This is a genomic window from Sphingomonas albertensis, from assembly GCF_014358075.1.
In the GTDB taxonomy this organism is placed as follows: domain Bacteria; phylum Pseudomonadota; class Alphaproteobacteria; order Sphingomonadales; family Sphingomonadaceae; genus Sphingomonas; species Sphingomonas albertensis.
Map to the genome: position 1 here is coordinate 21,928 of NZ_JACONT010000005.1, position 24,645 is coordinate 46,572.

At 61.6% G+C, this 24,645-nt stretch carries 24 protein-coding genes and 1 tRNA gene; 8 read left to right on the forward strand and 17 right to left on the reverse strand.

The window, feature by feature from the left end:
- The first annotated feature begins 206 nt into the window (after window positions 1–206).
- Window positions 207–2,882: a phosphoenolpyruvate carboxylase gene (ppc, locus tag H8S47_RS03700; RefSeq protein ID WP_187502581.1), complete on the forward strand. Its 2,676-nt coding sequence runs from the start codon at window positions 207–209 to the stop codon at window positions 2,880–2,882.
- 152 nt (window positions 2,883–3,034) lie between these two features.
- Here ppc and H8S47_RS03705 read toward each other — a convergent pair whose 3' ends face one another.
- Both H8S47_RS03705 and H8S47_RS03710 read right to left on the reverse strand, forming a co-directional pair.
- Complete coding sequence (locus tag H8S47_RS03705) at window positions 3,035–3,457, reverse strand: acyl-CoA thioesterase (RefSeq protein ID WP_187502582.1); 423 nt, start codon at window positions 3,455–3,457, stop codon at window positions 3,035–3,037.
- Window positions 3,454–5,508, reverse strand: a complete 2,055-nt coding sequence (locus tag H8S47_RS03710; protein WP_187502583.1) for a S9 family peptidase — start codon at window positions 5,506–5,508, stop codon at window positions 3,454–3,456. Before H8S47_RS03710 ends, H8S47_RS03705 begins: the two co-directional genes overlap by 4 nt.
- Window positions 5,509–5,933: 425 nt before the next feature.
- On the opposite strand from H8S47_RS03710, the gene H8S47_RS03715 reads away from it, so the two are divergent.
- Window positions 5,934–7,733, forward strand: coding sequence for an aminopeptidase P family protein (locus H8S47_RS03715; RefSeq protein ID WP_187502584.1), 1,800 nt, complete (start codon window positions 5,934–5,936; stop codon window positions 7,731–7,733).
- Here H8S47_RS03715 and H8S47_RS03720 read toward each other — a convergent pair.
- A complete protein-coding gene (locus H8S47_RS03720) occupies window positions 7,726–7,863 on the reverse strand; it encodes a hypothetical protein (RefSeq protein WP_187502585.1) in 138 nt (45 codons plus the stop codon). The genes H8S47_RS03715 and H8S47_RS03720 overlap by 8 nt on opposite strands.
- Before the next feature lie 89 nt (window positions 7,864–7,952).
- Here H8S47_RS03720 and H8S47_RS03725 point away from each other — a divergent pair.
- Window positions 7,953–8,027: transfer RNA gene (locus H8S47_RS03725), tRNA-Thr, on the forward strand.
- Window positions 8,028–8,527: 500 nt separating this feature from the next.
- The gene (locus H8S47_RS03730; RefSeq protein WP_187502586.1) at window positions 8,528–9,271 is read left to right on the forward strand and encodes a hypothetical protein; all 744 of its coding nucleotides are present in this window, start codon (window positions 8,528–8,530) and stop codon (window positions 9,269–9,271) included.
- 457 nt (window positions 9,272–9,728) lie between these two features.
- Here the strand turns inward: H8S47_RS03730 and H8S47_RS03735 are convergent, their stop codons facing one another.
- The 4 genes from H8S47_RS03735 to H8S47_RS03750 all read right to left on the reverse strand — a co-directional run bounded on the left by H8S47_RS03735 (window position 9,729) and on the right by H8S47_RS03750 (window position 12,374).
- On the reverse strand, window positions 9,729–9,923 hold the full coding sequence (locus tag H8S47_RS03735) for a hypothetical protein (protein WP_187502587.1): 195 nt from the start codon (window positions 9,921–9,923) through the stop codon (window positions 9,729–9,731).
- Window positions 9,924–10,193: 270 nt separating this feature from the next.
- The gene (locus H8S47_RS03740) at window positions 10,194–10,715 is read right to left on the reverse strand and encodes a hypothetical protein (RefSeq protein WP_187502588.1); all 522 of its coding nucleotides are present in this window, start codon (window positions 10,713–10,715) and stop codon (window positions 10,194–10,196) included.
- A 230-nt stretch (window positions 10,716–10,945) separates the two neighbouring features.
- A complete protein-coding gene (locus H8S47_RS03745) occupies window positions 10,946–11,557 on the reverse strand; it encodes a hypothetical protein (RefSeq protein WP_328805417.1) in 612 nt (203 codons plus the stop codon).
- A 580-nt stretch (window positions 11,558–12,137) separates the two neighbouring features.
- Complete coding sequence (locus tag H8S47_RS03750; protein WP_187502589.1) at window positions 12,138–12,374, reverse strand: YozE family protein; 237 nt, start codon at window positions 12,372–12,374, stop codon at window positions 12,138–12,140.
- Window positions 12,375–12,509: 135 nt separating this feature from the next.
- Here H8S47_RS03750 and H8S47_RS03755 point away from each other — a divergent pair, with 135 nt between their 5' ends.
- The 3 genes from H8S47_RS03755 to H8S47_RS03765 are packed head-to-tail and all read left to right on the forward strand — an operon-like array spanning window position 12,510 to window position 14,458.
- Window positions 12,510–12,713 (forward strand): hypothetical protein, encoded by a 204-nt coding sequence (locus tag H8S47_RS03755; protein ID WP_187502590.1) that lies wholly within the window; start codon window positions 12,510–12,512, stop codon window positions 12,711–12,713.
- Between the two features lie 3 nt (window positions 12,714–12,716).
- Complete coding sequence (locus H8S47_RS03760; protein ID WP_214654922.1) at window positions 12,717–13,193, forward strand: LexA family protein; 477 nt, start codon at window positions 12,717–12,719, stop codon at window positions 13,191–13,193.
- Window positions 13,190–14,458 carry a Y-family DNA polymerase gene (locus H8S47_RS03765; protein ID WP_187502591.1) on the forward strand — a complete coding sequence of 423 codons (1,269 nt, stop codon included), beginning with the start codon at window positions 13,190–13,192 and terminating at the stop codon, window positions 14,456–14,458. The genes H8S47_RS03760 and H8S47_RS03765 overlap by 4 nt, the downstream gene beginning before the upstream one ends.
- A gap of 264 nt (window positions 14,459–14,722) precedes the next feature.
- Here H8S47_RS03765 and H8S47_RS03770 read toward each other — a convergent pair whose 3' ends face one another.
- From H8S47_RS03770 to H8S47_RS03815, 10 genes are all read right to left on the reverse strand, one after another.
- Complete coding sequence (locus H8S47_RS03770) at window positions 14,723–15,358, reverse strand: hypothetical protein (RefSeq protein ID WP_187502592.1); 636 nt, start codon at window positions 15,356–15,358, stop codon at window positions 14,723–14,725.
- 659 nt (window positions 15,359–16,017) lie between these two features.
- Window positions 16,018–16,215: a hypothetical protein gene (locus H8S47_RS03775; RefSeq protein ID WP_187502593.1), complete on the reverse strand. Its 198-nt coding sequence runs from the start codon at window positions 16,213–16,215 to the stop codon at window positions 16,018–16,020.
- Window positions 16,216–16,449: 234 nt separating this feature from the next.
- Window positions 16,450–16,590 carry a hypothetical protein gene (locus tag H8S47_RS03780; protein WP_156348902.1) on the reverse strand — a complete coding sequence of 47 codons (141 nt, stop codon included), beginning with the start codon at window positions 16,588–16,590 and terminating at the stop codon, window positions 16,450–16,452.
- 220 nt (window positions 16,591–16,810) lie between these two features.
- Complete coding sequence (locus H8S47_RS03785) at window positions 16,811–17,548, reverse strand: Crp/Fnr family transcriptional regulator (protein WP_187502594.1); 738 nt, start codon at window positions 17,546–17,548, stop codon at window positions 16,811–16,813.
- Between the two features lie 1,381 nt (window positions 17,549–18,929).
- Window positions 18,930–19,715: an SDR family NAD(P)-dependent oxidoreductase gene (locus H8S47_RS03790; protein ID WP_187502595.1), complete on the reverse strand. Its 786-nt coding sequence runs from the start codon at window positions 19,713–19,715 to the stop codon at window positions 18,930–18,932.
- An 11-nt stretch (window positions 19,716–19,726) separates the two neighbouring features.
- On the reverse strand, window positions 19,727–20,905 hold the full coding sequence (locus H8S47_RS03795) for a zinc-dependent alcohol dehydrogenase (protein ID WP_187502596.1): 1,179 nt from the start codon (window positions 20,903–20,905) through the stop codon (window positions 19,727–19,729).
- Window positions 20,905–21,483 carry an SRPBCC family protein gene (locus H8S47_RS03800; protein ID WP_187502597.1) on the reverse strand — a complete coding sequence of 193 codons (579 nt, stop codon included), beginning with the start codon at window positions 21,481–21,483 and terminating at the stop codon, window positions 20,905–20,907. Before H8S47_RS03800 ends, H8S47_RS03795 begins: the two co-directional genes overlap by 1 nt.
- Before the next feature lie 88 nt (window positions 21,484–21,571).
- A complete protein-coding gene (locus tag H8S47_RS03805) occupies window positions 21,572–22,057 on the reverse strand; it encodes a DUF4142 domain-containing protein (protein WP_235982591.1) in 486 nt (161 codons plus the stop codon).
- Window positions 22,058–22,417: 360 nt separating this feature from the next.
- Entirely contained in the window at window positions 22,418–22,921 is a 504-nt protein-coding gene (locus tag H8S47_RS03810) for a YciE/YciF ferroxidase family protein (RefSeq protein WP_187502598.1), read from the reverse strand.
- 72 nt (window positions 22,922–22,993) lie between these two features.
- Window positions 22,994–23,458, reverse strand: a complete 465-nt coding sequence (locus H8S47_RS03815) for a hypothetical protein (RefSeq protein WP_187502599.1) — start codon at window positions 23,456–23,458, stop codon at window positions 22,994–22,996.
- A gap of 517 nt (window positions 23,459–23,975) precedes the next feature.
- Here H8S47_RS03815 and H8S47_RS03820 point away from each other — a divergent pair.
- Complete coding sequence (locus H8S47_RS03820; RefSeq protein ID WP_187502600.1) at window positions 23,976–24,641, forward strand: HAD family hydrolase; 666 nt, start codon at window positions 23,976–23,978, stop codon at window positions 24,639–24,641.
- Window positions 24,642–24,645 lie beyond the last annotated feature (4 nt).

Below are 24,645 nucleotides of genomic sequence, written 5' to 3' on the forward strand. Positions count from 1 at the left end.
ATCCCTCGGGGTTCGCGACACATGCCACACTGTGAGATCCCAGCTTTCGCTGGGATGACGGAGTAAGAAGTGGCAGTTTCACACAGGTGTCCGGTGACGCCCGACGATAATAATATTACGCCAATGGACCTCTCCGCATTCGGTTTCACGCCGCTCACGCTCCAAATCGGGTTGACCTAAACCCTGCCGCAGCGCAGCAAGGCGCCATGGCAAGCCTCCCCGCAATCGCGAACAATTCCGACATCCGCTTCCTCGGCAAACTGCTCGGCGACGTCATCCGCGCCTATGGCGGCGAGCGTCTGTTCGCGGCCACCGAGACGATCCGCAAGGCCTCGGTCGAGCGCCACCGCGATGCCTCCGAAGGCAAGCCCGGCGACGATCGCGCGGTCGATCTCAGCCTCGAAAAGCTCAGCCTCGACGAGACACTCGACTTCGTCCGCGGCTTCATGCTGTTCTCGATGCTCGCCAACCTCGCCGAGGATCGCCAGGGCATCGCCGCGGAAGACGGCGCCGATCTCGCCTCCGCGATCGCGCAGCTCGAATCCGAAGGCATCGACCGCGCCCAGATCCGTACGCTGCTCGATCACGCGCTGATCGCTCCCGTGCTCACCGCGCACCCGACCGAAGTGCGGCGCAAGAGCATGATCGACCACCGCAACCGCATCGCCGAGCTGATGGGCCTGCGCGATCTCGGCCGCGACACCACGCCGGATGGCGACAGCGTCGACGACGCGATCCTCCGCCAGATCGCTTTGCTCTGGCAAACCCGCGTCCTGCGCCGCGACCGCCTCTACGTCACCGACGAGGTCGACACCGCGCTGAGCTACCTCCGCGACGTGTTCCTCCCCGCGCTCCCCGCGCTCTACCAGCGCTGGGACCGCGCACTCGGCGAACGTACGCCCAGTTTCCTGCGCCCCGGCAGCTGGATCGGCGGCGACCGCGACGGCAACCCGTACGTCACCGCCGACTCGCTCAAGACCGCGCTGTCGAAGGCGAGCGAGGCCGTGCTCGGCTATTATTGCGACGCAGTGCACGCGCTCGGCGCCGAGCTCTCGATCTCGACCGAGCACGCCCCCGCCGATGCCGCGGTCCAGGCGCTTGCCGACGCCAGCGGCGACGATGCCGCCAGCCGCAGCGACGAGCCCTATCGCCGCGCGCTCTCCGGCATCTACGCCCGCCTGTCCGCGACGCACGACGCGCTTACCGGCAAGCACGCCCCCCGCCCCGGCCGGCTCGTCGGCGAACCCTACGCCAACCCCGCCGACTTCCGCGCCGACCTCGTCACGCTCGCGCACGGCCTCGGCATCGCGCTGAAGACCGGTGGCGCGCTCGGCCGGCTGATCCGCGCGGTCGAGACGTTCGGCTTCCACCTCGCCACACTCGACCTCCGCCAGAACAGCGCCGTCCACGAACGCGTCGTCGCCGAACTGCTGAAAGTTGCCGGCGTCGAGGACAATTACCTGTCGCTCAACGAAGACGCGCGCGTCGCGCTGCTCCGTCGCGAGCTCGCCAACGCCCGCCCGCTCACCTCGCGCTTTGCCGAATATTCCGAAGAAACCGCCGGCGAACTCGCGATCGTCCAGGCCGCCGCCGACGCGCACGCCGCCTACGGCCCGGCGTGCATCACCAACTACATCGTCTCGATGGCGCAGTCGGTCACCGATCTGCTCGAAGTGAACCTCCTGCTCAAGGAAGTCGGCCTCTACCGCCCCGGCGAAACCCCGACCGCAGCGATCATGGCCGTGCCCTTGTTCGAGACGATCGGCGATCTCGAAGCCGCCCCCGCAGTCATGACCGCGTGGTTCGCACTTCCCGAGATCGCGACCATCTCCAAGGCGCGCGGTCATCAGGAAGTGATGATCGGCTATTCGGACAGCAACAAGGACGGCGGGTATCTCACCTCGACCTGGCAGCTCTCGAAAGCCTCGACCGCGCTCAAACCCGTCTTCGCGAAGGCCGGCGTCGGCATGCAGCTGTTCCACGGCCGCGGCGGCGCGGTCGGCCGCGGCGGCGGCTCCGCCTTCCGCGCGATCCGCGCCCAGCCCTCGGGCACCGTCCAGGGCCGCATCCGCATCACCGAGCAGGGCGAAGTGATCGCCGCCAAATACGGTACGAGAGATGCCGCGATGACCAACCTCGAGGCGATCGCGTCGGCCACGCTACTAGCCAGCCTCGAGCCCGAACGTCTCTCCAACGCCGACAACGCCAGCTTCTCGGCGGCAATGGACACGCTCAGCGACACCGCATTCCACAGCTACCGCGACCTAGTCTACGGTACGGAAGGCTTTCGCACCTTCTTCCGCCAGATGACGCCGATCGCCGAGATCGCCGGCCTCAAGATCGGCAGCCGCCCCGCCAGCCGCACCAAGTCCGACCGGATCGAAGACCTCCGCGCCATCCCCTGGGTGTTCAGCTGGGCGCAGGCGCGCGTCATGCTCCCCGGCTGGTACGGGGTCGGCCGCGCGATCGCCGATTTCGAGGACAAGGCGCTGCTGAAGGACATGGCGCAAGGCTGGCCACTCTTCGCCTCCGCACTGGCGAACCTCGAGATGGTGCTCGCCAAGTCCGACATCGGCATCGCCGAGCGCTATGCCGGGCTGGTCGAGGACGACAAACTCCGCGAGATCTTCACCACGATCCGCGACGGCTGGCACCAGACCCACGACGGGCTTCTGCAAGTCACCGGCCAGTCGCGCCTGCTCGAAAAGCACCCCGCGCTAGACGCCTCGATCCGCCTCCGCCTCCCCTATATCGAGCCGCTCAACCTCCTCCAGATCGAACTGATCAAACGCCGCCGAGCAGGCGAGGACGACCCCCGCATCGGCGAAGGCATCCTCCTCTCCATCAACGCCATCGCCACCGCCCTGCGAAACAGCGGCTAATCCTCCCCGGAACGGGGAGGGGGACCAGCGAAGCTGGTGGAGGGGGGTGCGACAAAAGTACCAGCCGTGAGACTCGCCGTCACCCACGCGCAACACCCCGGATCCCTCCACCGCTGCCGTCGCGCCTGGGGCACGCCCCCTCCACCCCGCCGCTACGCGTCGCGGTCCCCCTCCCCGTTCCGGGGAGGATAAAACGGCGCAGCGACATCCTCGCGCACCCGCATCAACCGCCCGGTCCCCCGATCCAGCAAAGCCCAGGTCGTCACCGCCTCAAGCTTCACCTTCCCATCACCGCCCAAAAACCGAACATGCCGATCGAACCGAGCCCCCTTAGGCGCCCCCTCAACCCAGGTCTCACCAACGACCGTCTCCCCCGCGACGACACTCCCGCGGTAATCGATCTCATGCCGCGTCACGACCCACACATACGCCAGCTTGTGCTCGGCCGGCGCCACAGCCTCCCAATGCGCGGTCGCGATGGCCTGGATCCACTGCACCCAGACCGCATTGTTCACATGCCCAAGCTCGTCGATATCCGCGTCCTGCGCCGTGATCGAGAGCGTGAACCGGCTCACCCCGCGACGCCCAGCTGCCACAGCACGAACGCGTGTTCCTCCGCGCCCTCCCGCAGCGATTCGAACCGCCCCGACTTGCCGCCATGCCCCGCGCCCATGTTGGTCTTGAGGAGCAGCACATTGTCGTCGGTCTTCATCAACCGCAGCTTGGCCGCCCACTTCGCCGGCTCCCAATAGGTCACACGCGGATCGTTGAGCCCGCCGGAAATGAACATCGGCGGATAGTCCTGCGCCTTCACGTTGTCGTACGGCGAATACGACCGGATCAGCTTGAACGCCGCCTCGTCCTCGATCGGATTGCCCCATTCGGGCCACTCGCCCGGCGTCAGCGGCAGGCTCTCGTCGAGCATCGTGTTCAGCACGTCGACGAACGGCACGTCCGCGATCACCGCGCCCCACAGCTTGGGATCGGAATTGACCACCGCCCCCATCAGCTCGCCGCCAGCCGACCGCCCCGCGATCGCGATCTTCCCCGCCGACGTCCACTTCGCGTCGACCAGCGCCTTCGCCACATCGACGAAATCGTTAAACGTATTCGCGCGCTTCTCCAGCTTGCCATCCAGATACCATTGCTGACCCAGATCGTCGCCACCCCGGATATGCGCGATCGCATAGGCGAACCCGCGATCGAGCAAACTCATCCGCCCGGTCGAGAACCCCGGCGGGATCGCATAGCCGTACGCGCCATACGCATAGAGGAACAAAGGCGCCGACCCGTCGCGCACGAACCCCGCCGGATACACGATCGAAACCGGAATCTCGGTCCCGTCCCGCGCAACGATCTTCAGCCGCTCGGTCGCATATTTCGCCGGGTCGTACCCGCTCGGGATTTCCTGCACCTTGAGCATCGTCCGCTCACCGGTATCGACGTCATAGTCGTACACCGTTCCCGGCGTGACCATCGACTCATACCCGAGCCGCAGCACCGTCATGTCGTACTCGGGATTATCCCCCAGCCCGGCGACATAGCTCGCCTCGGGAAAGTCGATCCGCCTGCCCTCGGTCGGCGTCTCGTACCGGTGGATCGCGATCTGATCGAGGCCATCCTCGCGCCCGTCGACCACGAAGAAGTCCTGATAGCACTCCACGCCCGTCATATAGAAATGCGGCGAGGCCGGAATCAGCTCGCTCCACGCATCCGGCTCCTCGACCAGCGCAGTGCACAGCCGGAAATTCGGATCGACGTCGTTGGTATGGATGAACAGCGTCCCGTCATGCTCGTCCACATCATATTCGCGGCCCACCTTCCGCGCCGACACGAGGATCGGCACCGCCAAAGGCTCGTGCGCAGGCAGCAGATACAGCTCGGTCGTCACATGGTCGCTGGTAGCGATCACGATCCACTTCCGCGAACTCGTCTCGCCGACGCCGACGCGAAACCCCTCGTCCTCCTCGTGGAACAGCACGACGTCTTCGGAGATCGGCGTCCCCAACCGGTGGAACCGCGCATTGTCCGTCCGCCACTGTTCGTTCGCCAGCCCGTACAGGAAGCCCGCATCGTCCGCGGTCCAGACGATCTCGCTGAGCATCCCCGGGATCACGTCGGGCAGATGCTCGCCGGTATCCAGGTCCTTGACCCGAACCTCGAACCGCTCGCTCCCATTGTCGTCAATCGCATAAGCGAGATAGCGCCCGTCATTGCTGATCGAGAACGCCCCGAGCCGGAAATACTCATGCCCCTCCGCCAGCGCCGGCTCGTCGAGCAACAGCTCGTCGTCACCACCCGCGACAGGTTTCCGCCACCATTTCTTGTATTGCCCGCCGGTCTCGTACGCGGTCCAGTAGAACCAATCGCCATCCTTCTGCGGCACCGAGGATTCATCCTCCTTGATGCGCGCCTTCATCTCTTCGTAGATCGTGTCGGTGAGCGCTTTATGCGGCGCCATCTGCGCTTCGAAATACACATTCTCGGCGGCCAGATACGCCAGCACGTCGGCGTCATCGACCTCCGGATAGTTCGGATCCTTCAGCCAGGCATAGGGATCCTTGATCGTCACGCCATGCGTGGTGAAGCTGTGCGGGCGCTGTGCGGCAATAGGGGGCGTGGTCATGCAGCGGTGTTAGCGGGGCGGGGGGTGGATGCCAAACGCTGTGGCGTTGGCGAGCGGCTGAGGAAGAGTGCGCCCCACCCGCAATGCCACCATCACAATGCCACCACCCCGGCGAAGGCCGGGGCCCAATTGGAAAGGTCGCAGTAACTGCGCGCAGTCCTCCGTTACCATCGTCCCCCAATTGGGCCCCGGCCTCCGCCGGGGTGGTGGCGGCTAGTTCTGCGAATGTGCACGAAATGTGTTTCCCCGCGAAGGCGGGGACCCAGACTGGGCTCCCGCCTTCGCGGGAGAACAAGGAGGAGCACCGTTCGATTGCGCCCTCCTCGCCCCTTGGGAAGTGTCCCCCCCTCCCCACGCTGTCCTGCGATGCCCCTTTCTGGCAGAACCCCCGCATCACCCGACATCGACCGACGAGAGACCCCAACATGCCGACCCACACCGACCGCCTAGCCGCCCTTCGCACCCAACTCGCCAGCACGAACCTAGACGGCTTCGTCATCCCCTTAACCGACGAGCACATGAGCGAATATGTCGGCGGCTACGCGCAGCGCCTCGGCTGGCTTACCGGCTTCGGCGGCTCGGCCGGCACCGCCGTCGTTCTCGCCGATCGCGCGGCGATCTTCACCGACGGCCGCTACACGATCCAGGTCCGCGAACAGGTCGACGGCGCGCACTGGGCGTACGAACCCGTGCCGCAGACCAGCCCCGCCGCGTGGCTCGCAAAGCACACCCCCGAAGGCGGCCGCATCGGCTACGACGCCTGGCTCCACACCGGAACCTGGGTCGCCGACGCCACCATCGCCCTCGCCGAACGCAACGCAACACTCATAGCGGTCGAAGCCAACCCGATCGACGCGATCTGGACCGACCGCCCCGCCCCCTCGCCAGCAAAACTGACCGTCCAGCCCGACCAGTTCACCGGTGCCTCCTCCGCCGAGAAGCGCGCGGCGATCGCCGACTGGCTGGCCGAGCACAAAGCCGACGCGGTCGTCCTCACCGCGCTCGATTCGATCGCCTGGGCGCTCAACGTCCGCGGCGACGACGTCGACCACACGCCCGTAGCGCTCTCCTACGCGATCGTGAGCGCGGACGGCACCACCGACCTGTTCGTCGCCCCCGACAAGCTTGACGACGCGGTCCGCCAGCATCTCGGCAACGCCGTCCGCCTCCACGACCGCACCGCCTTCGCCGCCGCCCTCGCCACCTACGCCGGCAAGCGCGTCGCCGCCGATCCCGAGCGCGCCGTCGCCGCGATCACGCAAGCCCTACAAGCCGGCGGCGCCAAGATCCTCCCCCTGCGCGACCCCGTCGTCCTCGCCAAGGCGATCAAGAACCCGGTCGAGATCGCCGGCCACCGCGCCGCCTCCGCCCGCGACGGCGCCGCGCTCGCCCGTTTCCTGCGCTGGGTCGAAACCGAATGCGTAAAAAGCGGCCAGACCGAACTCTCCGCCGCCGCCAAGCTGCTCGCCTTCCGCGAAGAGACCGGCGTGCTCAAGGACACCTCGTTCGACACGATCTCCGCGACCGGCCCGCACGGCGCGATCCCGCATTACCACGTCACCGAAGAGTCGAGCGCCCCGATCGAGCCCGGCCAGCTCTACCTGATCGACTCCGGTGGCCAATATGCCGACGGCACTACCGACGTCACCCGCGTGATGCCGATCGGCGAACCGACCGCAGAAATGCGCGACCGCTTCACCCGCGTCCTGAAGGGCCATATCGGCATTGCCACCGCGGTCTTCCCCGACGGCACGATGGGCGGCCAGATCGACGCGTTCGCGCGCCGTCCTCTCTGGGAAGCAGGCCTGGATTTCGGCCACGGCACCGGCCACGGCATCGGCGCCTACCTCGCAGTCCACGAGGGTCCGCAACGCATCGCCGCACCCAACTACCCCGGTGGCGCAGCGATGGAGCCCCTGCGCGCCGGCATGATGCTCTCCAACGAGCCCGGCTATTACAAGGCTGGCGAATACGGCATCCGCATCGAAAACCTGATCCTGATCGAACCCCGCACGATCCCCGGCGCCGACCGCGAAATGCTCGGTTTCGAGACGCTCACCTTCTGCCCGATCGAACGCACGCTGATCGTGCCGGCGCTACTGACGGCCGAAGAGCGCCAATGGGTCGACGACTATCATGCCAAGGTATTGGCGGTCCTCACCCCGGAAATGACCGACGCAGACGATCGCGCGTGGCTCGCGGCAAAGTGCGCGCCTCTCAGTTAGAAGGTTTGTCCCGAGGCGCAGGCGCAGCCCCGACGGCACGCGCCTGCGCCTTACGCCGCCGCAAATTCTCGCGCAGCGCGGCGGCCATGCGCTCGGCCTTCTCCGCCGCCTTTCGATCCCGATCGTCCATAAATACGCCCTACATCTTGGCGGGACCGCTTGACAATCGCCCCGCCCTCGTCTCTTAGCCCCACTCCGCCGGCAGCGATGCCAGCGAGTGCTGCCGTAGCTCAGTGGTAGAGCGCATCCTTGGTAAGGCTGAGGTCGTGAGTTCAATCCTCACCGGCAGCACCATTTTTTCATATGGTAATAGCGGTTGGCTCCGCCGCGTGGGGCCACCCCGCCCGGTGGGGCAGCGCCGAAGGCAGCGTCTTCGATCCGTCCACCGGTCAAGTAGCGGGTGCCACAGTGCTGCCTGTGAAATTGCACAATTTAAACAGATTGAAGGTGATCCGGAGGGTGCGCGACATCGGTGTGCAACGACCAACTCGGGACCGTGGCATAAACAATCAGTTTATAAGGTCTAAATAGTGCGCTTACAGGACTCGAACCTGTGACCCCCGCATTACGAACGAAGCCGTTAGCCCGGTCTTCCAACGTTTTTGCTCGGGAAACGGTTGAGGCCCACTGCTTCTAGCCCGCAGAATTCCGTTACCAAAAGCGGACTGCACCGGAACCGCACCGGAGCTGGAAATCACCGACATCGAGCCCTCAGGCTCATCGCAACAGCACTCGCCCGGACGCATCAGCGCCGGCCAAATGCTTGCCATCGACTTCCTTCGGGAGCCGACAAGATGTCGAATTCACTGCCCTTCGCAACGTCCGCCCGCGCATCCTCCGGCGCGGGCAATATCGCCCGCTCCTTTAGCGAGATCACAACGGGAGTCCGCGATCGCGCGCGATCGAACTCGCATGTTCGCCGTCACAGTAAGAACGCTGGTGGTGCCGAGGTTTCACTCTGGCGCACGCACAACACATTTCCAAAGACCGAGCATAACGCGCGTATGCGCGCGGCAGAAGCGTTCGAGCATGAGACCAAGCTACCGGGCAAGCGCAACGGTGCCCTAGGTGGGATCGGCCTCGATGTCCTGCGCTGCCTTCTTCGGCTGCGAGGCCGTAAGGATGGCCGGCTCGATCCGACTTATCAGTGGATAGCCGACAAAATTCATAGATCGCGTAGTGCTGTCGTCGAAGCCGTCGCGCGCTTAAAGGCGTGCGGCTTCCTCGACTGGATCCGGCGATGCGTGCCGATCGAGGGCGCCCAGCCCGACGAGCAGCAGAGCGAGCAAATCTCCAACGCCTTCATCCTGCTACAACCCCCAACGGTGCGGGAGTGTGTGCGCCGCATGCTTCGCAAGCCAAGCGAGTTCGTCCGCGCGGTTGCTGAGAAGCTGGCACGCCAGAAGAAGCTGGACGCCGCAACGGTTGATGACGTGATTGCCGAGGTGCAAAGTCCCGAGTTGCGCGCCATCCTCGCCCGCGTCCGTGCTTCTGTCGATAGTGCAAATCCGCCGAGCGGTCACACAGAGGCCCTGTAAGATCTAATTAGAAGAGGAACGCCTATGGCGTCCGCAGATTGAAGCGCCAGCGAGCCCCCAAAGGCCCTGAACCCAACATGTTCTTCATCCAGGGACCGCGGGGGAGCGCGCCGGCTTGCGCCGTCCCGTGCATCCTGGGAAAGATGACTGGATCCCTTTGCTCAACCCATATTTGGTTCGGATGTGTGCAGGATATCAGAGGGCGAGAAAGGCACGGTTTCCCAAACCGTAGGCCGCGTGTTCAAATCTCGCCGGGGGCGCCATCTTTCCCGCCATTTGCTGAGATTTAGGCCCATTGCAAACACACGAAACGCGCGGGTAGCTACGGTTTGCGTGGGCACAAGGGGGGGCATAGGTTACGTAAAACTCCCGATCTAGTTTGGGGGTCCAAGTGGCCGCGCTGCGGATACCCCGAGCGTCCGACAAGGGAAGGAAAGTCGCCGTCCCGATAAACAAGCTAGAGGATGCCGACTGCACCATCGGCCCAGATCACCAAGGCAGCTAATATTATTCCACAAACGAGAGCCAGCCGTGAAACCGACCGGTCAACGAACCGAACAATTAGCTCAATCGCACAGGCGAAAACGGCGAAAATGGCGGCAGCCGCAATGAAATCGGCACCTGTCCAACGCACCTCGTCGGTGAACAACATCGCGATGTCCGGAAGGAGGATTAAGACTCCAAGGATAGCCCAAAGGGCTAGACGCGAGCGGCCGAGATTAGCTGCTCGAGAACTGGCCGATACAGTCACAGACACCCTCCATCGACGCTACTTTCACATGCACCTTGAATGTCTGCAAATGGGCGGTCGCCGCCGGCAAGCGCGACTTCCCTCCTGCACCGGAACGGAAACGTCAGGACAAAATGGGGCGTCCCGTCACCGGAACGCCCCTTTTGGATGCAAACTTAAGGACGTCGGCGGTTACGCCATCGTCACCTTAGTGCGCGTCGAGGTATGTCCGCCCGAACGATACAGCACATCGGCGGCATCTTCTGCGCTAATGCCCGCTGCACTTGTATCAACAGACACGAACACACCACCTTCGTTAATGCGACCCTCGTAGTAGCTGGCATCAACGCGGCTAACGCCGTGATCGGTCATCACCTTCTCGAGGCCACCCACAGCGCCGCCAAGAGCCGCGCCGGTAACTGCAGCAGCCGGGATAGCGGCCGAGGCGATTGCCCCCGCGGCAACCAACGGACCGACCCCGGGGATAGCAAGGGCAGCAATACCCAAGAGAGTGCCAATGCCAGCACCAGCCGCGACCTTGCCGACAAACTCCTGCGTGTCGTTGCCGCTGCCGTCGGTAGCCGTGTTCTTCCCATCATGTTGAGCTACGACAGAAATGGCGCTGTCATTGACACCTGCGGCGCGAAGCTCGGATACAGCGCGCTCTGCTTCGGTATGATTATCGAAAACGGCAGATACTAGGTTCGTGCTCATTATGATTCCTGTCGATGTCTTGGGTTGCAGATGCCCCTAGAAGCGGTGTCGAAAGATGATCGTTCCGGATATTGAGGGTTAGCGGTGCGGTAACCTTGAATAGTTTTGCGCGGTCAGGCTTCGTCCGTAGAGATCGGCTTGCGGGCGGCCGTCTGTACCGGCTTTGCCGATGACATCGCGACCAGGTGGCGACTGTCTGGACGTCAAACATGAACATCGGCCGCGACGAACTAGGAGTTGTTTTTTGACTTTCGCCATTGTCGCAATGCTCCGTCGTATGCCTGACGCGCCCCTATGACGGCAGCTTCTGCCGCCCCCACCTCGCCGTGCTGCCGCGTTTCGAGATTGCGCCGCTCCCGCGCCAGTTTCGCCTCCCGACTCGCCAACGCCTTCATCCTGCCGGCGTAGTCGGCCGTCACTGTTTCCAGCGCAGTCTCCGCCGCCTCGAGCTTGGCGCTGCTAGGCTTCGGCTTCGGTGCCGGCTTTGGTTTCCGTGGCTGCTCGGACGCTTCGGTGTGATCCGAGCCACCTCGATGTGTTGTTCTCGGTTCGGGGGCCGGCATGGCCTTGATCTGCTCGGCAGTCGTGCCCCGGGAAAGCTTCACGACCACGCCTGGCGACGCCAATGGCTCTGCGGTCAGTGCCGGGTCTGTGACGAGCTCTGCGATTCCTCGCGCGAATAGGTCCCGCTCGCTGCCCCAAGCCTCCAAAGCAGCTTTCTGACTGGGGGCAGCGACATACGCGTCGTTGAAGCCTGCAACCGTCCGATAAACTTTTAGCTTTTGCGCACGTGCCATAACGATCGATACCGCGGTGTTATTAAGAGGGGAAGTTAGCGGCACTCACCCATGCGATACTGACGCAGTATCGATCCCAACGAACCGCCGCCCCGGACGCGATCGCAGCACACGACAACGACCTTCCGTCCGGCAGCGTGCACCGGGACACAACGCGGCTGTAGCTCTTACCGGTCGCCTCACATGTCAACGTTCTGCGGAGGACCAGACGTTCGATGATCTGCTGGCTTCGCTGCGCCGCCGTGTTGTTACAGCGATAGTTTACCCGCCTCGGGTCTGCCGCGCGACGAGGCGATGCGCTTTCGAAGTCGGGCGCCTGGACGCCGGCAATCCGGACCTTGACGCCGTTCGAGCACCATATCGGTCCGTCGCCGTCATGTACGCGCGTGACCGTGCAAGAGGACGTCGACGCTGGTGCAAGCGCGATCATCGAACCACTCGGATCAGTGCTTCGTCCGACCGGCATCTGCTACAGCGTTCAGGCAGTCAGCTGAAACCTCCCACTGTCGGTACTGCTACGGCTGCCCTGGTGGCGTCTTCTGCATACCGGACGCGACGAACTGGCACGCACCCAGCTGCCCATGATCAGCCATCAGCGCGAAAGCCTGCTGCCAAGCGTCCTGCATCAAGCGGACAACCAGTCGGACTCGGCATCGTCGACCGCGGCGAACATATCCCCTTCGGCCTGCATGGCGCTGAGATGCTTACGCACCGCTTCCGGATTCCCGTTGCGGGGAAAGCGGCGATCGGCAACGGCTCCGGCCGCGAGCTGACCGACCAGATCGCTTCGGTCTTTTTGCGTGATAAGCCACTGGCCGAACGCGGGCTTGGGCTCCTGCTGGTCGTCGTCGTAGTCGGCCATCATCCTGTCCTTCGTATCGTCGGCCTGCTCATCGCATCAGATTGATGTTCCCGCAATGTTCTTGCGAATCAATCTGGATCAGGCCTAGCTAGGGACACGCCACGACCGGCGACTCGATACTGACGGAGCAACGAAATGGAGCACGATCTGCGGCTGAGAGCAGCTGCCCGCGTGATATACGACAACGTCTATCCACCTGCTGCCACGGTGCAATTCAGCTTCGACGAGGCCGAGCGGTTCGGGACCGTAGAGTACCGCCAAGCCGTTGGCGCAGCCCAGGATGCCCAGTCGGTTCTAGCCGCCCAGCATGATCAGCTCTTCTTCGCGGCGATCCTTTAGACCGTGTCTGCGACAAATCGAGATCGCTCGGTCGTCGTCCCGCTGAACCGCCCTAACGATGCGCTACGGCTTCACGACGTCGCGTTCGAACTGGTGCCGTGCGAGGTGCCCTTCTTCCTCGTCCATACGCAGGCCGGGTTTCCCTCGCCTGCGCAGGACGACATGCAGGAACCGATCGATCTGGGGGCTTGGCTCGTCGAGCATCCAGCCGCGAGCTACATCATGCGGGTCGATGGCCAATCAATGTCTGGCGCCGGGATCAACGATGGTGATCTGATCGTCGTCAACCGCGCCAAGAAGCCGAAGACCGGCGCGATCGTCGTGGCGCTAGTGCATGGTGATCGGACGTTGAAGCGGCTGCGCTATATCGATGGCCGACACTGGCTCGTCCCCGAGGCCGAAGGGTTTTCCGACATCCTCGTGGACGAACATGTTGAGATCTGGGGTACGGTCGTCGGCGTTGCGCGCAAAATGGCATGAACACGCCGATCGCCCTCATCGACTGCAACAACTACTACGTATCCTGCGAACGCGCCTTCGACGCCAGTCTTGTAGGCGTGCCGGTCATCGTCCTTTCGAATAATGACGGCTGTGCGATCGCACGATCCGCGGAAGCCAAGGCGCTCGGGATCAAGATGGGCGATCCGATCCACCACCTGCGCGACAAGGTGAAACAGCACGGCATCCAAGTGCGGTCGTCGAACTATGCGCTGTACGGCGATATGCAGCGCCGGGTGATCGCCGCCTGCGAGTCCTTCGCCCGCGACTTCGAGATCTACTCGATCGACGAGACGTTCCTGGATCTTGCCGGTTTCGAAGGGCGCGATCTCGTCGTCCACGCCAATGCGATGCGTGCCCAGGTCCAACTATGGACGACGATCCCCACCTGCGTCGGCATCGCCGACACCAAGACGCTGGCGAAGCTCGCGAATGCTGTGGCTAAGAAGGACCCGCAGTTCGCTGGCGTGGCCGATCTCCGGGACGACGACGTACGGCGCGATGTCATGCACGCCTTCGCGGTCGGAGACGTGTGGGGCGTGGGCGGTGCGACGGCACACAAGCTGACTGCTCTCGGTATACACACCGCTGGGGCGCTTCGTGACATGCCGATTAAGCAGGCGCGTGCCGTCGGTACCGTCGTGCTCGAGCGTCTGGTTGCCGAACTGCGCGGCGTCCCGTCCAACGCGGTCGAGGCAGTCGAGCCGCGCCGGAAGGGCATGGCCGTCACCCGATCGTTCGGTACGCCGATCTGCGACTTCGAGCAGATGATGGGAGCGCTGTCGCAATACGCGCTGCGGGCTGGCGAGAAGCTGCGATCACACGGGTTGGTTGCGGCCCGCCTAACGGCGTTCTTCCACACGAACAAGCACAAGCCCGACCGGCCCCAGTACGGTGCATCGCGCATGGTGACGTTGCATCCGATGACGAACGACAGCCTTGAGCTGATCGCGGCGGCCAGGCGCGGCGCCGAGAAAGCATGGCGCGATGGCTACGCCTATACGAAGGCCGGCATCATGCTCGACGATCTTCTTTCAGAGGATGAACGGCCGCGAACGCTGTTTGAGGAGGACACGTTAAAGCGTGACCGGCTGATGAGCGCGCTCGATGCGATCAACGGCAGATTTGGCACTTGGACGGCAGTGACTGCGTCGCAGGGGTTTAAGCGCGAGTGGAAAATGCGATCGGAGATGCGATCGCCGGCGTGGACAACCGACATCGCACAGGTGCCAACAGTCCGGGCATGAAGCCGTTTCTTGCCGTCGAACGAACGGCTGGTTTGGGGAGGAAAGCGGACCGTCCGCTTTGGAGGCCACACCCCAGGAAATCGACCACTGAACGGGTATCCTAGATGCATCAGTATTTTGCTTGGCTGGAGCCCTCAGTTTCCTGCCGTTTTTGAGCTGATGCGAAATCCGTGAGTTTTTGCATCACGAACGGTAAAAATGGCGACCTGTGGGCTGGCGGGTTTTGGGTTGCCCATACCTGCAAACTGCCGTTTGCTCTGACGACTACCAGTTGTGGTCTGTCCAACGATACATGCCAACGACCACATCACCAGCGGCGCTCCCCTTGGACCATACGGCAATCGTCAGGTCCGGACTATGAACAGAAAGTTGTACAGCTGCGCCAAGAATAGGGCTGCCGGACGTGGCAATGAGCATGGGTTTGCCAGCTTGACCGCTCTCAGTCTCAAAGGTCAAACTGCCCTCATCTGAGCGCAGTTTGCGCCAAGCAGCAAGATAGCTGTTTTTACCGGGCACCCAAAAAGTACTGACCAATCGGTATCCGGGGCGGTGCGGCATTGTGGAGGGCGGTCGTAGCGGGTCAATCACCTGGCTCGCATCTACGCCTGCGTTCTTGATAACCTTCACCGCAGTCACTTTGCTTGGAAAAGGCCCTGCATCGTCCAGCACGATCTTGATCCCGCCACCGTCCGAGGTCCGAGCAACCGTCGGTGACTCAAGCCCATTGATCATCGATACGACGACTGGGTTGCCCGTGAATGGGATGCTGAACACATGGTCTAGCCTTCCGTTTGCTACCCGTAGCAGCGGCGCACCGGTCGATGATGGCAAGGGTGGTTGTGCCGCGCCAATGGGCGAAGCCATCATCATCAAAACCGAGCTAAAGATCCTGCCAAACACTGCCGGCGTCTCCCTATCAAACGACCGCTCTTAAGAGATTTCGTGAACGCAAAAAAGGGCAAGGATTTGGCGTCAGCTGACCGGCTGCTTTGCACCACTGCTTGATGCAGAACTCTTGATTCTTGCATCAGTGATAGCGGCGATGAACGAATGTCCGCTTTCGGGTCTGCGAGCTGCCGGTCGGAACGTCCGGGTGTGGGCGTAATCGGAATGGCCGGGATGGGAAGGAAAGCGGACCTTCCGCTTTCGGGAAGCCGGATGGCAATAGCTGACAGACGGCTTCAGAGCCGGGTCTGAAACGCTAAGGCCGGTGAGCCACTTCGCAATTCAATCGTTGGCATACGATCTAGTCCGCGGAACGTCTTCAAGTTCTGGAACGGCCATACTGCCGGTCGCCGTTATGAGGCGATTTTGCAAACCCGAGCCGGATATGGTTATCGGCAGCCCCATGAAACTGTCGATCCTGGCTGGTATGTATCCTAACACTAAGTACGCATCTCGCTGCATCAGTTCAACGAAGCCGACTCGAAGCGACCAAGCTGTAGGATAATAACCAAGCTCAACTGAGCGGCAGAATATATCACGCAGCAACTTTCTAGCACCTATCGTTACATTACCCCCAACTGATACACGTAAAATCTTAGGTTCTATATCCAACTTCACTGGGATTTACCTAACTGCTCAGCGGAGAGAGTTGGCAGCGAGCTTTCCTCTGGCGCGAGTTCTGCGAGTTCGAAATAGCTTTTCGCCATCCGATGGTAAATTTCTGCTATTTGCGAGTCTTTTGCTTTTCGAGCCAACTGAAGCGCCTTAGCACCGCGAGCGTTGAAATAAGCGCGTCCCATTACTTCGGACATGGTTTCGCTCCATGTTGAGCGAAGACACGTCAGGTGCCTCCATCGGCACCGTGCTCCAGGCCAGACGTACCGATATCGCCTCATAAAACTGATAGAAAGGTAGAGCAATCTCCGATCTTTGCGCGAACATGGCGGAACCGCTGAGACGGGGCGATAGTAGAATGGAAGGAACGGGAAGGAAAACGGACCGTCCTCTTATCGTGAGGCAGGCGGCGATAACGGACATTAAACCGCTTAACGCCGAACCTTGGGCGTCAGGGTATCTAGTGCCTGAACAATGTAGAGGGCGAGAACACCACGCCCTTCCATTTTGTCGGCTATGACCAGCGCTTCCAGCAGGAGCGCTTTCAATTTTTCCTGTTGGTCGAACGTCATCCCCGGCCTCCTATCTAGTATTCCGACATGTACCGTGAGCACCGGAAATAACCTAGATTAAGAAAGCGAGATGACCCTACCAATATAGGATTAATCTGGATCAAGTCGGTTGACTATGGCGCCGTCTTCGATGGGTCCAGGGACCGGCCGAACGCAGTTAACACATTACTGGCGTTTTTTCGTCGAACGTCGGCCATCATGGTATCCACCACATGGCAAATTAATGAGGCAAATCATCGACCAAAAGAAACCTTTCCGAGAATTGACCAGCTTGCCTAAAGCCGTCGAGATCAATTATTTCGTATTTTCGGTTGGCGTGATTGATTAAGCGACTTTCGACTAGCGACCTGATAGACCTATTAACGTGGACAGGTGTGATTCCGACGCTATCCCCCATCTGCTCCTGCGACATAGGTAAGGAAAAACGCAACCCATCACTTAAGCCCCGTAACCTAGTCCTGGCGGCAAATTCGTTCAAAAAATGAGCTACACGAGTCCGTGCGGAACGCCCACCAATATTCAACAACCACTCCCGCAGTTGTCGCGACTCCGCAATTGTTCTTAGATCCAAAGCCAACCGAATGGATTGGTGTGAATCTATTAATTCTTCAAACTCGGATCTTTGAACGTAGATGATGCTCGATTTTTCTGCACAAACCACATTGTAGTCCAAACTATTCACAAATCTGCTTTCCGGATTAACCATGTCTCCGGGAATTATCAGCGATACATTTTGTCGATAACCGTCCAATGTTTGCTTTTGACGAAATAGATAGCCCGATATTACAAACACATAGTCGGAAGATGACAAGCCTTCCCTGAATACGTAGCTTCCCGACTCAAACGTTTTTGTTCGAGCTTTCAGACGGCCTAAAGCTTCGCTGTCAAAAACTTGTATCCGCGAATACGCCGATAGGCTTTTCGCAATCAGACCATGAGGGTCAATTTCCGAGATCAAAACAGGGTTCCCGTATATTGGCGGGAGCATTGCGTCTCTCAGTTGCCAAGGGCCGCGATCGGTCAGCAATTTATGATTTATACCATAGGTTGCCGAACAGAACTTGATTTAAGTTAGTTTGCACGACGACTTTCATGGGACAGTGAAAGTTGGGGCAGCAGGTTGGGGCATATTGGGCAACTCCAAACCGAGAAAGATGCGCTGAACGAGTGGCTTTTATAGGGAGCTTGGATCGCATGCCCGGGTGTCCGGATATGGGCGTTCAGGGCAGTGCGGCGGTAGTACGCGCAAGGCCAACCGAACGGCTGAGCTATCCCCGCGCACGGTGCCAGCCGCTTCCGTCGCTTCACAAGCGACGTCGACAGCGAACTTTACGAGCGTTCTTTCTCGAAGATCTAGTGGCATTCCATACTCGAAAGCACGAGCAGGGGGCGGCTCGCAGAATATAAAGTAGGGCGCGGGAAAACCCTAACCTGCCTAACATCGGCGGATTTCTGCGGTTTTTGGCCTAACCTTTACCCTAACATTACTATAATCAGATTATGACCAATGACCGAGATAATCCCGGTTAGGAAAATCGTTTATTTTCAATGGGATTAGGTTTTCGGGATGAAAAGGTTAGGTCAGGTAAGGGTCCGACCCTGATTAATATATCGTGCTATCGTAAACACTTATGCGAGATATGCCGGATAGATTAGGGAGATTAGGGTTTTCCCGCGCGGCAGGCTGGCCTGATGGGAAAGCGTGGTCGCAAAACGCCACAGCTCAGACCGATTCTAGCGCGATTTTGCGACTAAAAAGGCGGCAGCGCGGGCGTGTCCCCGCCATGTCGAATATCTGCATCTAGGTGCAGCAATCTGCATCCAACCGCCACGCTCGAAAGTGCCCACAAAAGCTAGGTTTTCGCCGGGCTGCACCAGATCCGCGAACTGCATCCTAAGCCACCTAAAAAGCGCGCGGGCGAGGCGGGGGTTCTTGCGCGGTATTTGGGGTTGTGGCGCCCTAGGCGGGCTCGACCGAGCCGCTCCCGCTTAAGTAGCGAGTCGATCGGCGCAATATGACCTGTGAGGTGGGCAGCGAGACCATACGAGTTAGTCACCTTCAGGTCTTAGCAGCAGCCCGCGGTCGCTTCTTGATCGCGAGAGCTACCGACCCAAACCCGGACATTCGCGCACCTTTTCCCGCTTTCCAACTTCAGACATTCGTTCACCCCCGCGCTGACTCGCTTGGCCCATGATCGTCCGTCATCGTTGTCGTGAATCGGGAGAGGAACGTGGAACGGCCGCAACGCGGCGCCAGTCCTTCAGCCGTCCGTCGCTCATCCTCAGTCTCCTCGCGGAGCCTGAGTCAGATCGCGCGTTTAACATCGATGGTGCTGACCCTAGTCTTTGGCGCTGCCCGGCTCCGCCATCTTACGATGCTGCTCGGCGAGCACCGATCCTGGAATGACGTTAGCCAGCACGCCCTGGACTTTGGTCTTCCAACCCGAAAAGATCGAGGCCTTGCCGCCCATCAGCGCGTCCCAGCCATCCTTGGCGACATCGGCCGGATCGCTTTTGTTGGGGTCGGTGCCGACGTCTGTGTCGTTCATGTCGGCGCGGTCGAAGAATTCGGTGTCGACCGGGCCGGGCATTAGCGTCGTCAGCGTGACACCATCGGCGTCCTTGATCTCGTTGCGCAGCGCCTCGGTGAAGCTGTCGATGAACGCCTTGGTGCCGTTGTACACCGCCTGGAAGGCGCCGGGGATGTAGCCCGCGACCGAGCCGACGACGAGCACCTTGCCGTCGTTACGCGCGACCATCGCCGGCAGCACCTTCTGGACGAGGTAGATCGTACCGGTGATGTTTGTGTCGACCACCAAACGCCAGTCGGCGACCTGCTGGCCGAGGAAGCCGTGGCCCAGGCCATGCCCGGCATTCGCGCAGAGCACGTCGACCTTGCGGCCGTTGGTCGCGGCGAGCAGCGCGTCGACGCCTTGGATCGTCGACAGATCCGCCTCGACGGCGGTCACTTCGGTGCCAAACTGCCTGAAGTCGGCCGCAGCGGCCTGGATCAGCGCCTCGTTGGCGACGACGAGAATGTCGTAGCCATCCTTGGCCGCCAGGGTGGCAAGTTCGAAGCCGATGCCCGTCGAAGCGCCGGTGATGATTGCAAACTTCTCAGCCATGTCGAATCCTCTCAGTTGAAGCCGGGCTTGAGCACGACCTTTGTCACTTCGTTCTGGTTGTTCTTGAACATGTCATAGCCCTTGGGGGCGTCCTCCAGGTCCATCCGGTGCGAGATCAGGAAGGTCGTGTCGATCTTGCCCTCCAGAATCGCGTTGAGCAGCGCGGGCATATAATGCTGGACGTGCGTCTGGCCGGTCTTGAGCGTCAGCCCCTTCTCCATGAACGCACCCAGCGGGAACTTGTCGACGAACCCGCCATAGACTGCGGGCATCGACACGCGTCCGCCCTTGCGGCAGGCGATGATCGCCTGGCGGATCGCGTGCGTCCGATCGGTGCCGAGGAAGGTCGACGCCTTGATTTGGTCGACCACATTGTCGACGAAGACGCCGTGTGCCTCCAAGCCGACGCTGTCGATCACCGCGTCGGGACCGATCCCGCCGGTCATCACCATCAGCGCCTCATAGACCGCGCTTTCCTCGTAATTGATCGTCTCCGCACCGAACTTGCGGGCGAGTTCCAGACGGCGCGGGAAATGGTCGATAGCGATCACGCGTTCGGCGCCCATCAGGAATGCCGACTGCACCGCGAACAGCCCGACCGGACCGCAGCCCCAGACCGCGACCGTATCGCCCGGCTCGATCTGTGCGTTCTCCGCCGCCATCCAGCCGGTCGGCAGGATGTCCGACAGGAACAACACCTTCTCGTCTTCGACGCCGTCGGGAATGACGATCGGGCCGATGTCGCTGAACGGCACACGAACATATTCGGCCTGGCCTCCGGCATAGCCGCCGGTCATGTGGCTGTAGCCAAACAGGCCTGCCATCGGCTGACCATACAGCTCCTGCGCGATGTCCTGGTTGTCGGTAGGCAGGCCGTTGTCGCAGGCCGAATATTGATGCTTGCCGCAATGATAACAGCTGCCACACGAGATCGTGAACGGCACGACGACCTTCTGGCCCTTCTTCAGCGTCGACTTCGCGCCGACCTCGACAACTTCGCCCATGAACTCGTGGCCGAGGATGTCGCCCGCCTGCATCGTCGGGATATAGCCGTCGTAGAGGTGCAGATCCGAGCCGCAGATCGCGGTCGCGGTGACCTTGATGATGCAGTCGCGGGGATTGACGATCTCGGGGTCGTCGACGGTGTCGACGCGGACGTCGTGCTTACCGTGCCATGCCAGTGCGCGCATCAGGAGAGTTCCTCTTCGTGCTGCTTGCGATTCATCGCCGCGGTCGCGATCTCGCCGGTTTCCAACAGTTGCTTGAAGCGTCGCAGGTCCCGGCGCGCCTGAATTGCGGGTTCGCGCTGGAACATCTTGGCGATCAGCTTGCCGACCATACCGGCCGGCGGATCATAAGCGATCGTCGCGACGACGACCGTGCCGCGTGCGCCGGCATCGCGAAACTCCACGCGCCCGCTATTGGCGACGCCCGCGCCGGGCTCGGAGGTCCATGCAATCACGCGATCCACTTCGTCGTCGGTGATGACGGCATCCCATTCGACCGTCTTTCCCGCGGGTGCCTTCACGACCCAGTGCGACCGCATGGCGTCGAGCGTATCGATCCGTTCGACATTCTCCATGAAGGTCGGCAGGTTCGCGAAGTTACGGAAATACGCGAACACCTCGGCAACGGGCCGGTTGATGGTGACCGCGCGCGCGACGATCGAGTCGCCCTTGCGCTCGGGGATACCACTCGCGGCAAGCGGTTCGCCTTGTTTCCAGGTGCTTGGCGGCGCGTCGTCGCCATGCAGATTGGTATCATTCATGTCGAATCTCCTGCCGGTTACGCGCGGCGCCAAGTCTCAGTCGCAACGCGGGCCGGCGTGCAGATGCAGTCGCCGGCCCGTGCATGAGTCACATCGCGGAGAGTTCACCGATGTGCGTCTCAACGACCGGCGCGATCGATGCCGCGATCGTCTTGAGCGGCGCGGCCGTCCCAGTCTGCGCATAGGTCTGGTGCAGGGTCAGCGCGCGTTGATGCGCAGCCTTCTGCTGTTCGACGTACAACCGGTCGCGCGCCGTCCCGGTGGTTGCGCGCAATGCCGCGACGTCCTTGGTACCCATCGCATCGAGCTTGGGCGGCGCGGGGTGCAGGCCTGCGCGCATCGCGGCGGCCTTCACATCCGCGGTCGACTTTGTGTGGTCGGCGACCATCATCGACGCGAACGACCGGAGTTTGGCGTTCTTCGTCGATGCGAGAAGCAGACGGCTGGACTGGATTTCATATTGATCGCCGGCACCAGCCTTCATCACATAGGTCGGCGCGGCCATCGGCGCCTGCGCCACGGCTGCGACAGCCGGCATTGCGATCATCGCTGCCAGCGCGAAAAGCTTGGTCATGACATTCTCCTGAGAATGCTGCGGCAATCGCGACCCGCAGCTTCAAGTGGAACCGACGCCACCCGCCAATGTTCCTAACGTTCTCGCCTTCTCAATCTGGATCAATCCGTTTGATCTCAACGATAAAGACATTAGGTGCAATTGCTGGTAACGGTCGAGGCCCGCGAGGATGACGTCGTCATCAGAGAGCTTCTGTCGCGGCCTTCGCACCGCACGCGGGACTACGAAGAAGCCCCTATTCGTTCCGGGTGAATCGGTGAGATCTTCATGTCGATCCGATTTGCAGCCAAGCCGCCCCGCCTGACGGGTTAATAGCGCGAACCGCGTTTGCCCGTCGACCTATGGCCGGCGGGCTCGGACTTACGCGTCTTCAGCCTGGAGATTGACGCTCGTTTCGGCGAGCTTCGTCATATACTCGTCGCCACCGTAGATGTCCTTGGTGGCCGCGGTCAGCTTCTTGTGGTCGTCCTTGAGGCCGAGCGCCTTGGCATAGGCCGCGGCGGTGCCGAAGCCGGCAATGCCGTAATGCGTCATGCGCTGATATTGCGCGATGATCATGACGTCGAGCAACGGCCCCTTGTCCGGCCCTTCCTTGAGGACATGCTTGGTGGCTTCGGCGACCAGGCCTTCCATGCCCTTGCAATGCTCCTTCGAAACTTTCTCGTCGTTGGCCGCGATCAGTTCCTTGAGGACGTCGGTATGCTTTTCGATGCCTGCCTGCGAATCGGTCAGCATCGACTTTAGCGCATCGTCGCTGGCCTTGGCGGTGATCTTCTTGAGCACCTTTTTCATCTGGTCGTTCGCGGACCACAGGTCCTTCAGTTCGTCGGTATAGATGTCTTTCAGATCTTCGGGTGCCGACATGGTGATCGTCCTTTCGGGAGCCAGGCCCATTGCCTGGGTTCAACGGGGAAATTTGGAAATGTGCCGGCTGGCTCAGCCAGAACCGGGATGCGTCTGTTCGGCTTCGTACCGGGCGTCGGTACCGACCTTCCCCTCGGCCTCGGCTTCCGCGATTCCGGACGTCTCGACGACGTCGATCGAACTCTCATCGTCCGCCAGCGCGTGCGGCTTACGGTCGGCATCGGGGTCGGCGGCGATCGTCGAGCGAGCGCCGTCACCGGACCTGGCGACCCCGTTCGGCGCACTACCGCCCTCTTCGCCGGCCTGGCCACCGCCGTGATAGGCGATGTCGGTCTGGCCGCCGTGCGCCATCAAGCCGGTGTTCGTGGCGACCTTCCCGGCGTGCGGGTTGGGATAGGCACCGCCGCCGCTCTCCCCGCCGGCCGACCTGCCATGGACGTTAGCCCCGCCATCGCCTTCCGGAACGCCGGACACGCCGTCTGGCGCACCCTTGGTATCGGGGTTGCCGCTCACCGGCATCGGAACCTTGTCGGCCATGAAATATCCTCAGTGTTGAACGTACGGGACGAGCCCGGCGGAGGTGAAGATGCAGCATCTGGCGCCACGGAAGTGCGTGAACTGCCTCCGACACCGTAGCGACGACGGCGGCACCCGATCTCCAATAAAACCGACATATATGTCGCACGAGCCCATGACTTCGACCCACTTTCCATAGCAGATCGTAATAAGATCGCCGAAACTACGTCAAGCATGAATAAGCTATACTTGATATAGGGCAGATTTTAGAACCCATCCATACAACAAATATTGAGATTATCGGATCGGATTCTCAATTATGAGATATAGCGATCTGAAAGCCCCATCGTTCCCTATCCGTGCAGCAGATCGCGCTTATATTTCGCATTAATCGACATTAATGCGCAGGAGTTTCGGGGCCTCCTTCTGCCGCGACGCGTTGGAGGAAATCATTATCCACCGGCATCGCTGGCAAGCTCATCGTTTAGACCAGACGATCGGGACAAGCGGGTGCGTCCGTAGAATTTGGGATACCATCATGCAGATCAAAGCGATCCTCTTCGATATCGACGGCACGCTGGCGGACTCTAACGACATGCACGTGCTCGCCTGGGAGGAAGCCTTCGCGGGCATCGGTAAGTCGTTCGACCGGCAGGTGATCCATGACCAGATCGGCAAAGGTACCGACATGCTCGTGCCGACGCTGTTGCCCGATACGGACGGGGCCCAGCAGAAGGACCTCGGCGATGCGCATGGCGCGATCTTCAAGGCAAAGTATCTGGGGGCGATCAGGCCGTTCCCACAGGCGCACGCGTTGCTGGCGCAGGCGCATGGCCGGGGCCAGCGCGTGGTCCTCGCGTCGTCCGCGTCGGGTGCGGAGGTCGATCACTATATCGACCTTCTGAACGCACGCGATCTGGTCGATGCGACGACCAGCGGCGACGACGTCGAGAAGACGAAGCCCGCACCGGATATCTTTGCGGTCGCGATGCAGAAGCTGCCGGGGATCGCCCCTGCCGACGTCATCGTCGTCGGCGACACGCCCTATGACGTCGAGGCCGCTGCGAAATGCGGTATCGCCGCGATCGCCGTGCGGTCGGGCAAGTTCACCGATGAGCAATTGCAGTCTGCGGGCGCGATCGCGCTTTACGACGATGTCGCGGCGTTGCTCGCGGACTTCGCAACCTCGCCGCTGGGTCGCTGAGCGC

Bases quoted from the DNA above. Each gene is read 5' to 3' on its own strand.
- ppc (WP_187502581.1), top strand. From the start codon at position 207: ATGGCAAGCCTCCCCGCAATCGCGAACAATTCCGACATCCGCTTCCTC.
- H8S47_RS03710 (WP_187502583.1), bottom strand. From the start codon at position 5,508: ATGACCACGCCCCCTATTGCCGCACAGCGCCCGCACAGCTTCACCACG.
- H8S47_RS03715 (WP_187502584.1), top strand. From the start codon at position 5,934: ATGCCGACCCACACCGACCGCCTAGCCGCCCTTCGCACCCAACTCGCC.
- H8S47_RS03720 (WP_187502585.1), bottom strand. From the start codon at position 7,863: ATGGACGATCGGGATCGAAAGGCGGCGGAGAAGGCCGAGCGCATGGCC.
- H8S47_RS03730 (WP_187502586.1), top strand. From the start codon at position 8,528: ATGTCGAATTCACTGCCCTTCGCAACGTCCGCCCGCGCATCCTCCGGC.
- H8S47_RS03735 (WP_187502587.1), bottom strand. From the start codon at position 9,923: ATGTTGTTCACCGACGAGGTGCGTTGGACAGGTGCCGATTTCATTGCG.
- H8S47_RS03740 (WP_187502588.1), bottom strand. From the start codon at position 10,715: ATGAGCACGAACCTAGTATCTGCCGTTTTCGATAATCATACCGAAGCA.
- H8S47_RS03750 (WP_187502589.1), bottom strand. From the start codon at position 12,374: ATGGCCGACTACGACGACGACCAGCAGGAGCCCAAGCCCGCGTTCGGC.
- H8S47_RS03755 (WP_187502590.1), top strand. From the start codon at position 12,510: ATGGAGCACGATCTGCGGCTGAGAGCAGCTGCCCGCGTGATATACGAC.
- H8S47_RS03765 (WP_187502591.1), top strand. From the start codon at position 13,190: ATGAACACGCCGATCGCCCTCATCGACTGCAACAACTACTACGTATCC.
- H8S47_RS03775 (WP_187502593.1), bottom strand. From the start codon at position 16,215: ATGTCCGAAGTAATGGGACGCGCTTATTTCAACGCTCGCGGTGCTAAG.
- H8S47_RS03780 (WP_156348902.1), bottom strand. From the start codon at position 16,590: ATGACGTTCGACCAACAGGAAAAATTGAAAGCGCTCCTGCTGGAAGCG.
- H8S47_RS03790 (WP_187502595.1), bottom strand. From the start codon at position 19,715: ATGGCTGAGAAGTTTGCAATCATCACCGGCGCTTCGACGGGCATCGGC.
- H8S47_RS03795 (WP_187502596.1), bottom strand. From the start codon at position 20,905: ATGCGCGCACTGGCATGGCACGGTAAGCACGACGTCCGCGTCGACACC.
- H8S47_RS03800 (WP_187502597.1), bottom strand. From the start codon at position 21,483: ATGAATGATACCAATCTGCATGGCGACGACGCGCCGCCAAGCACCTGG.
- H8S47_RS03805 (WP_235982591.1), bottom strand. From the start codon at position 22,057: ATGACCAAGCTTTTCGCGCTGGCAGCGATGATCGCAATGCCGGCTGTC.
- H8S47_RS03810 (WP_187502598.1), bottom strand. From the start codon at position 22,921: ATGTCGGCACCCGAAGATCTGAAAGACATCTATACCGACGAACTGAAG.
- H8S47_RS03815 (WP_187502599.1), bottom strand. From the start codon at position 23,458: ATGGCCGACAAGGTTCCGATGCCGGTGAGCGGCAACCCCGATACCAAG.
- H8S47_RS03820 (WP_187502600.1), top strand. From the start codon at position 23,976: ATGCAGATCAAAGCGATCCTCTTCGATATCGACGGCACGCTGGCGGAC.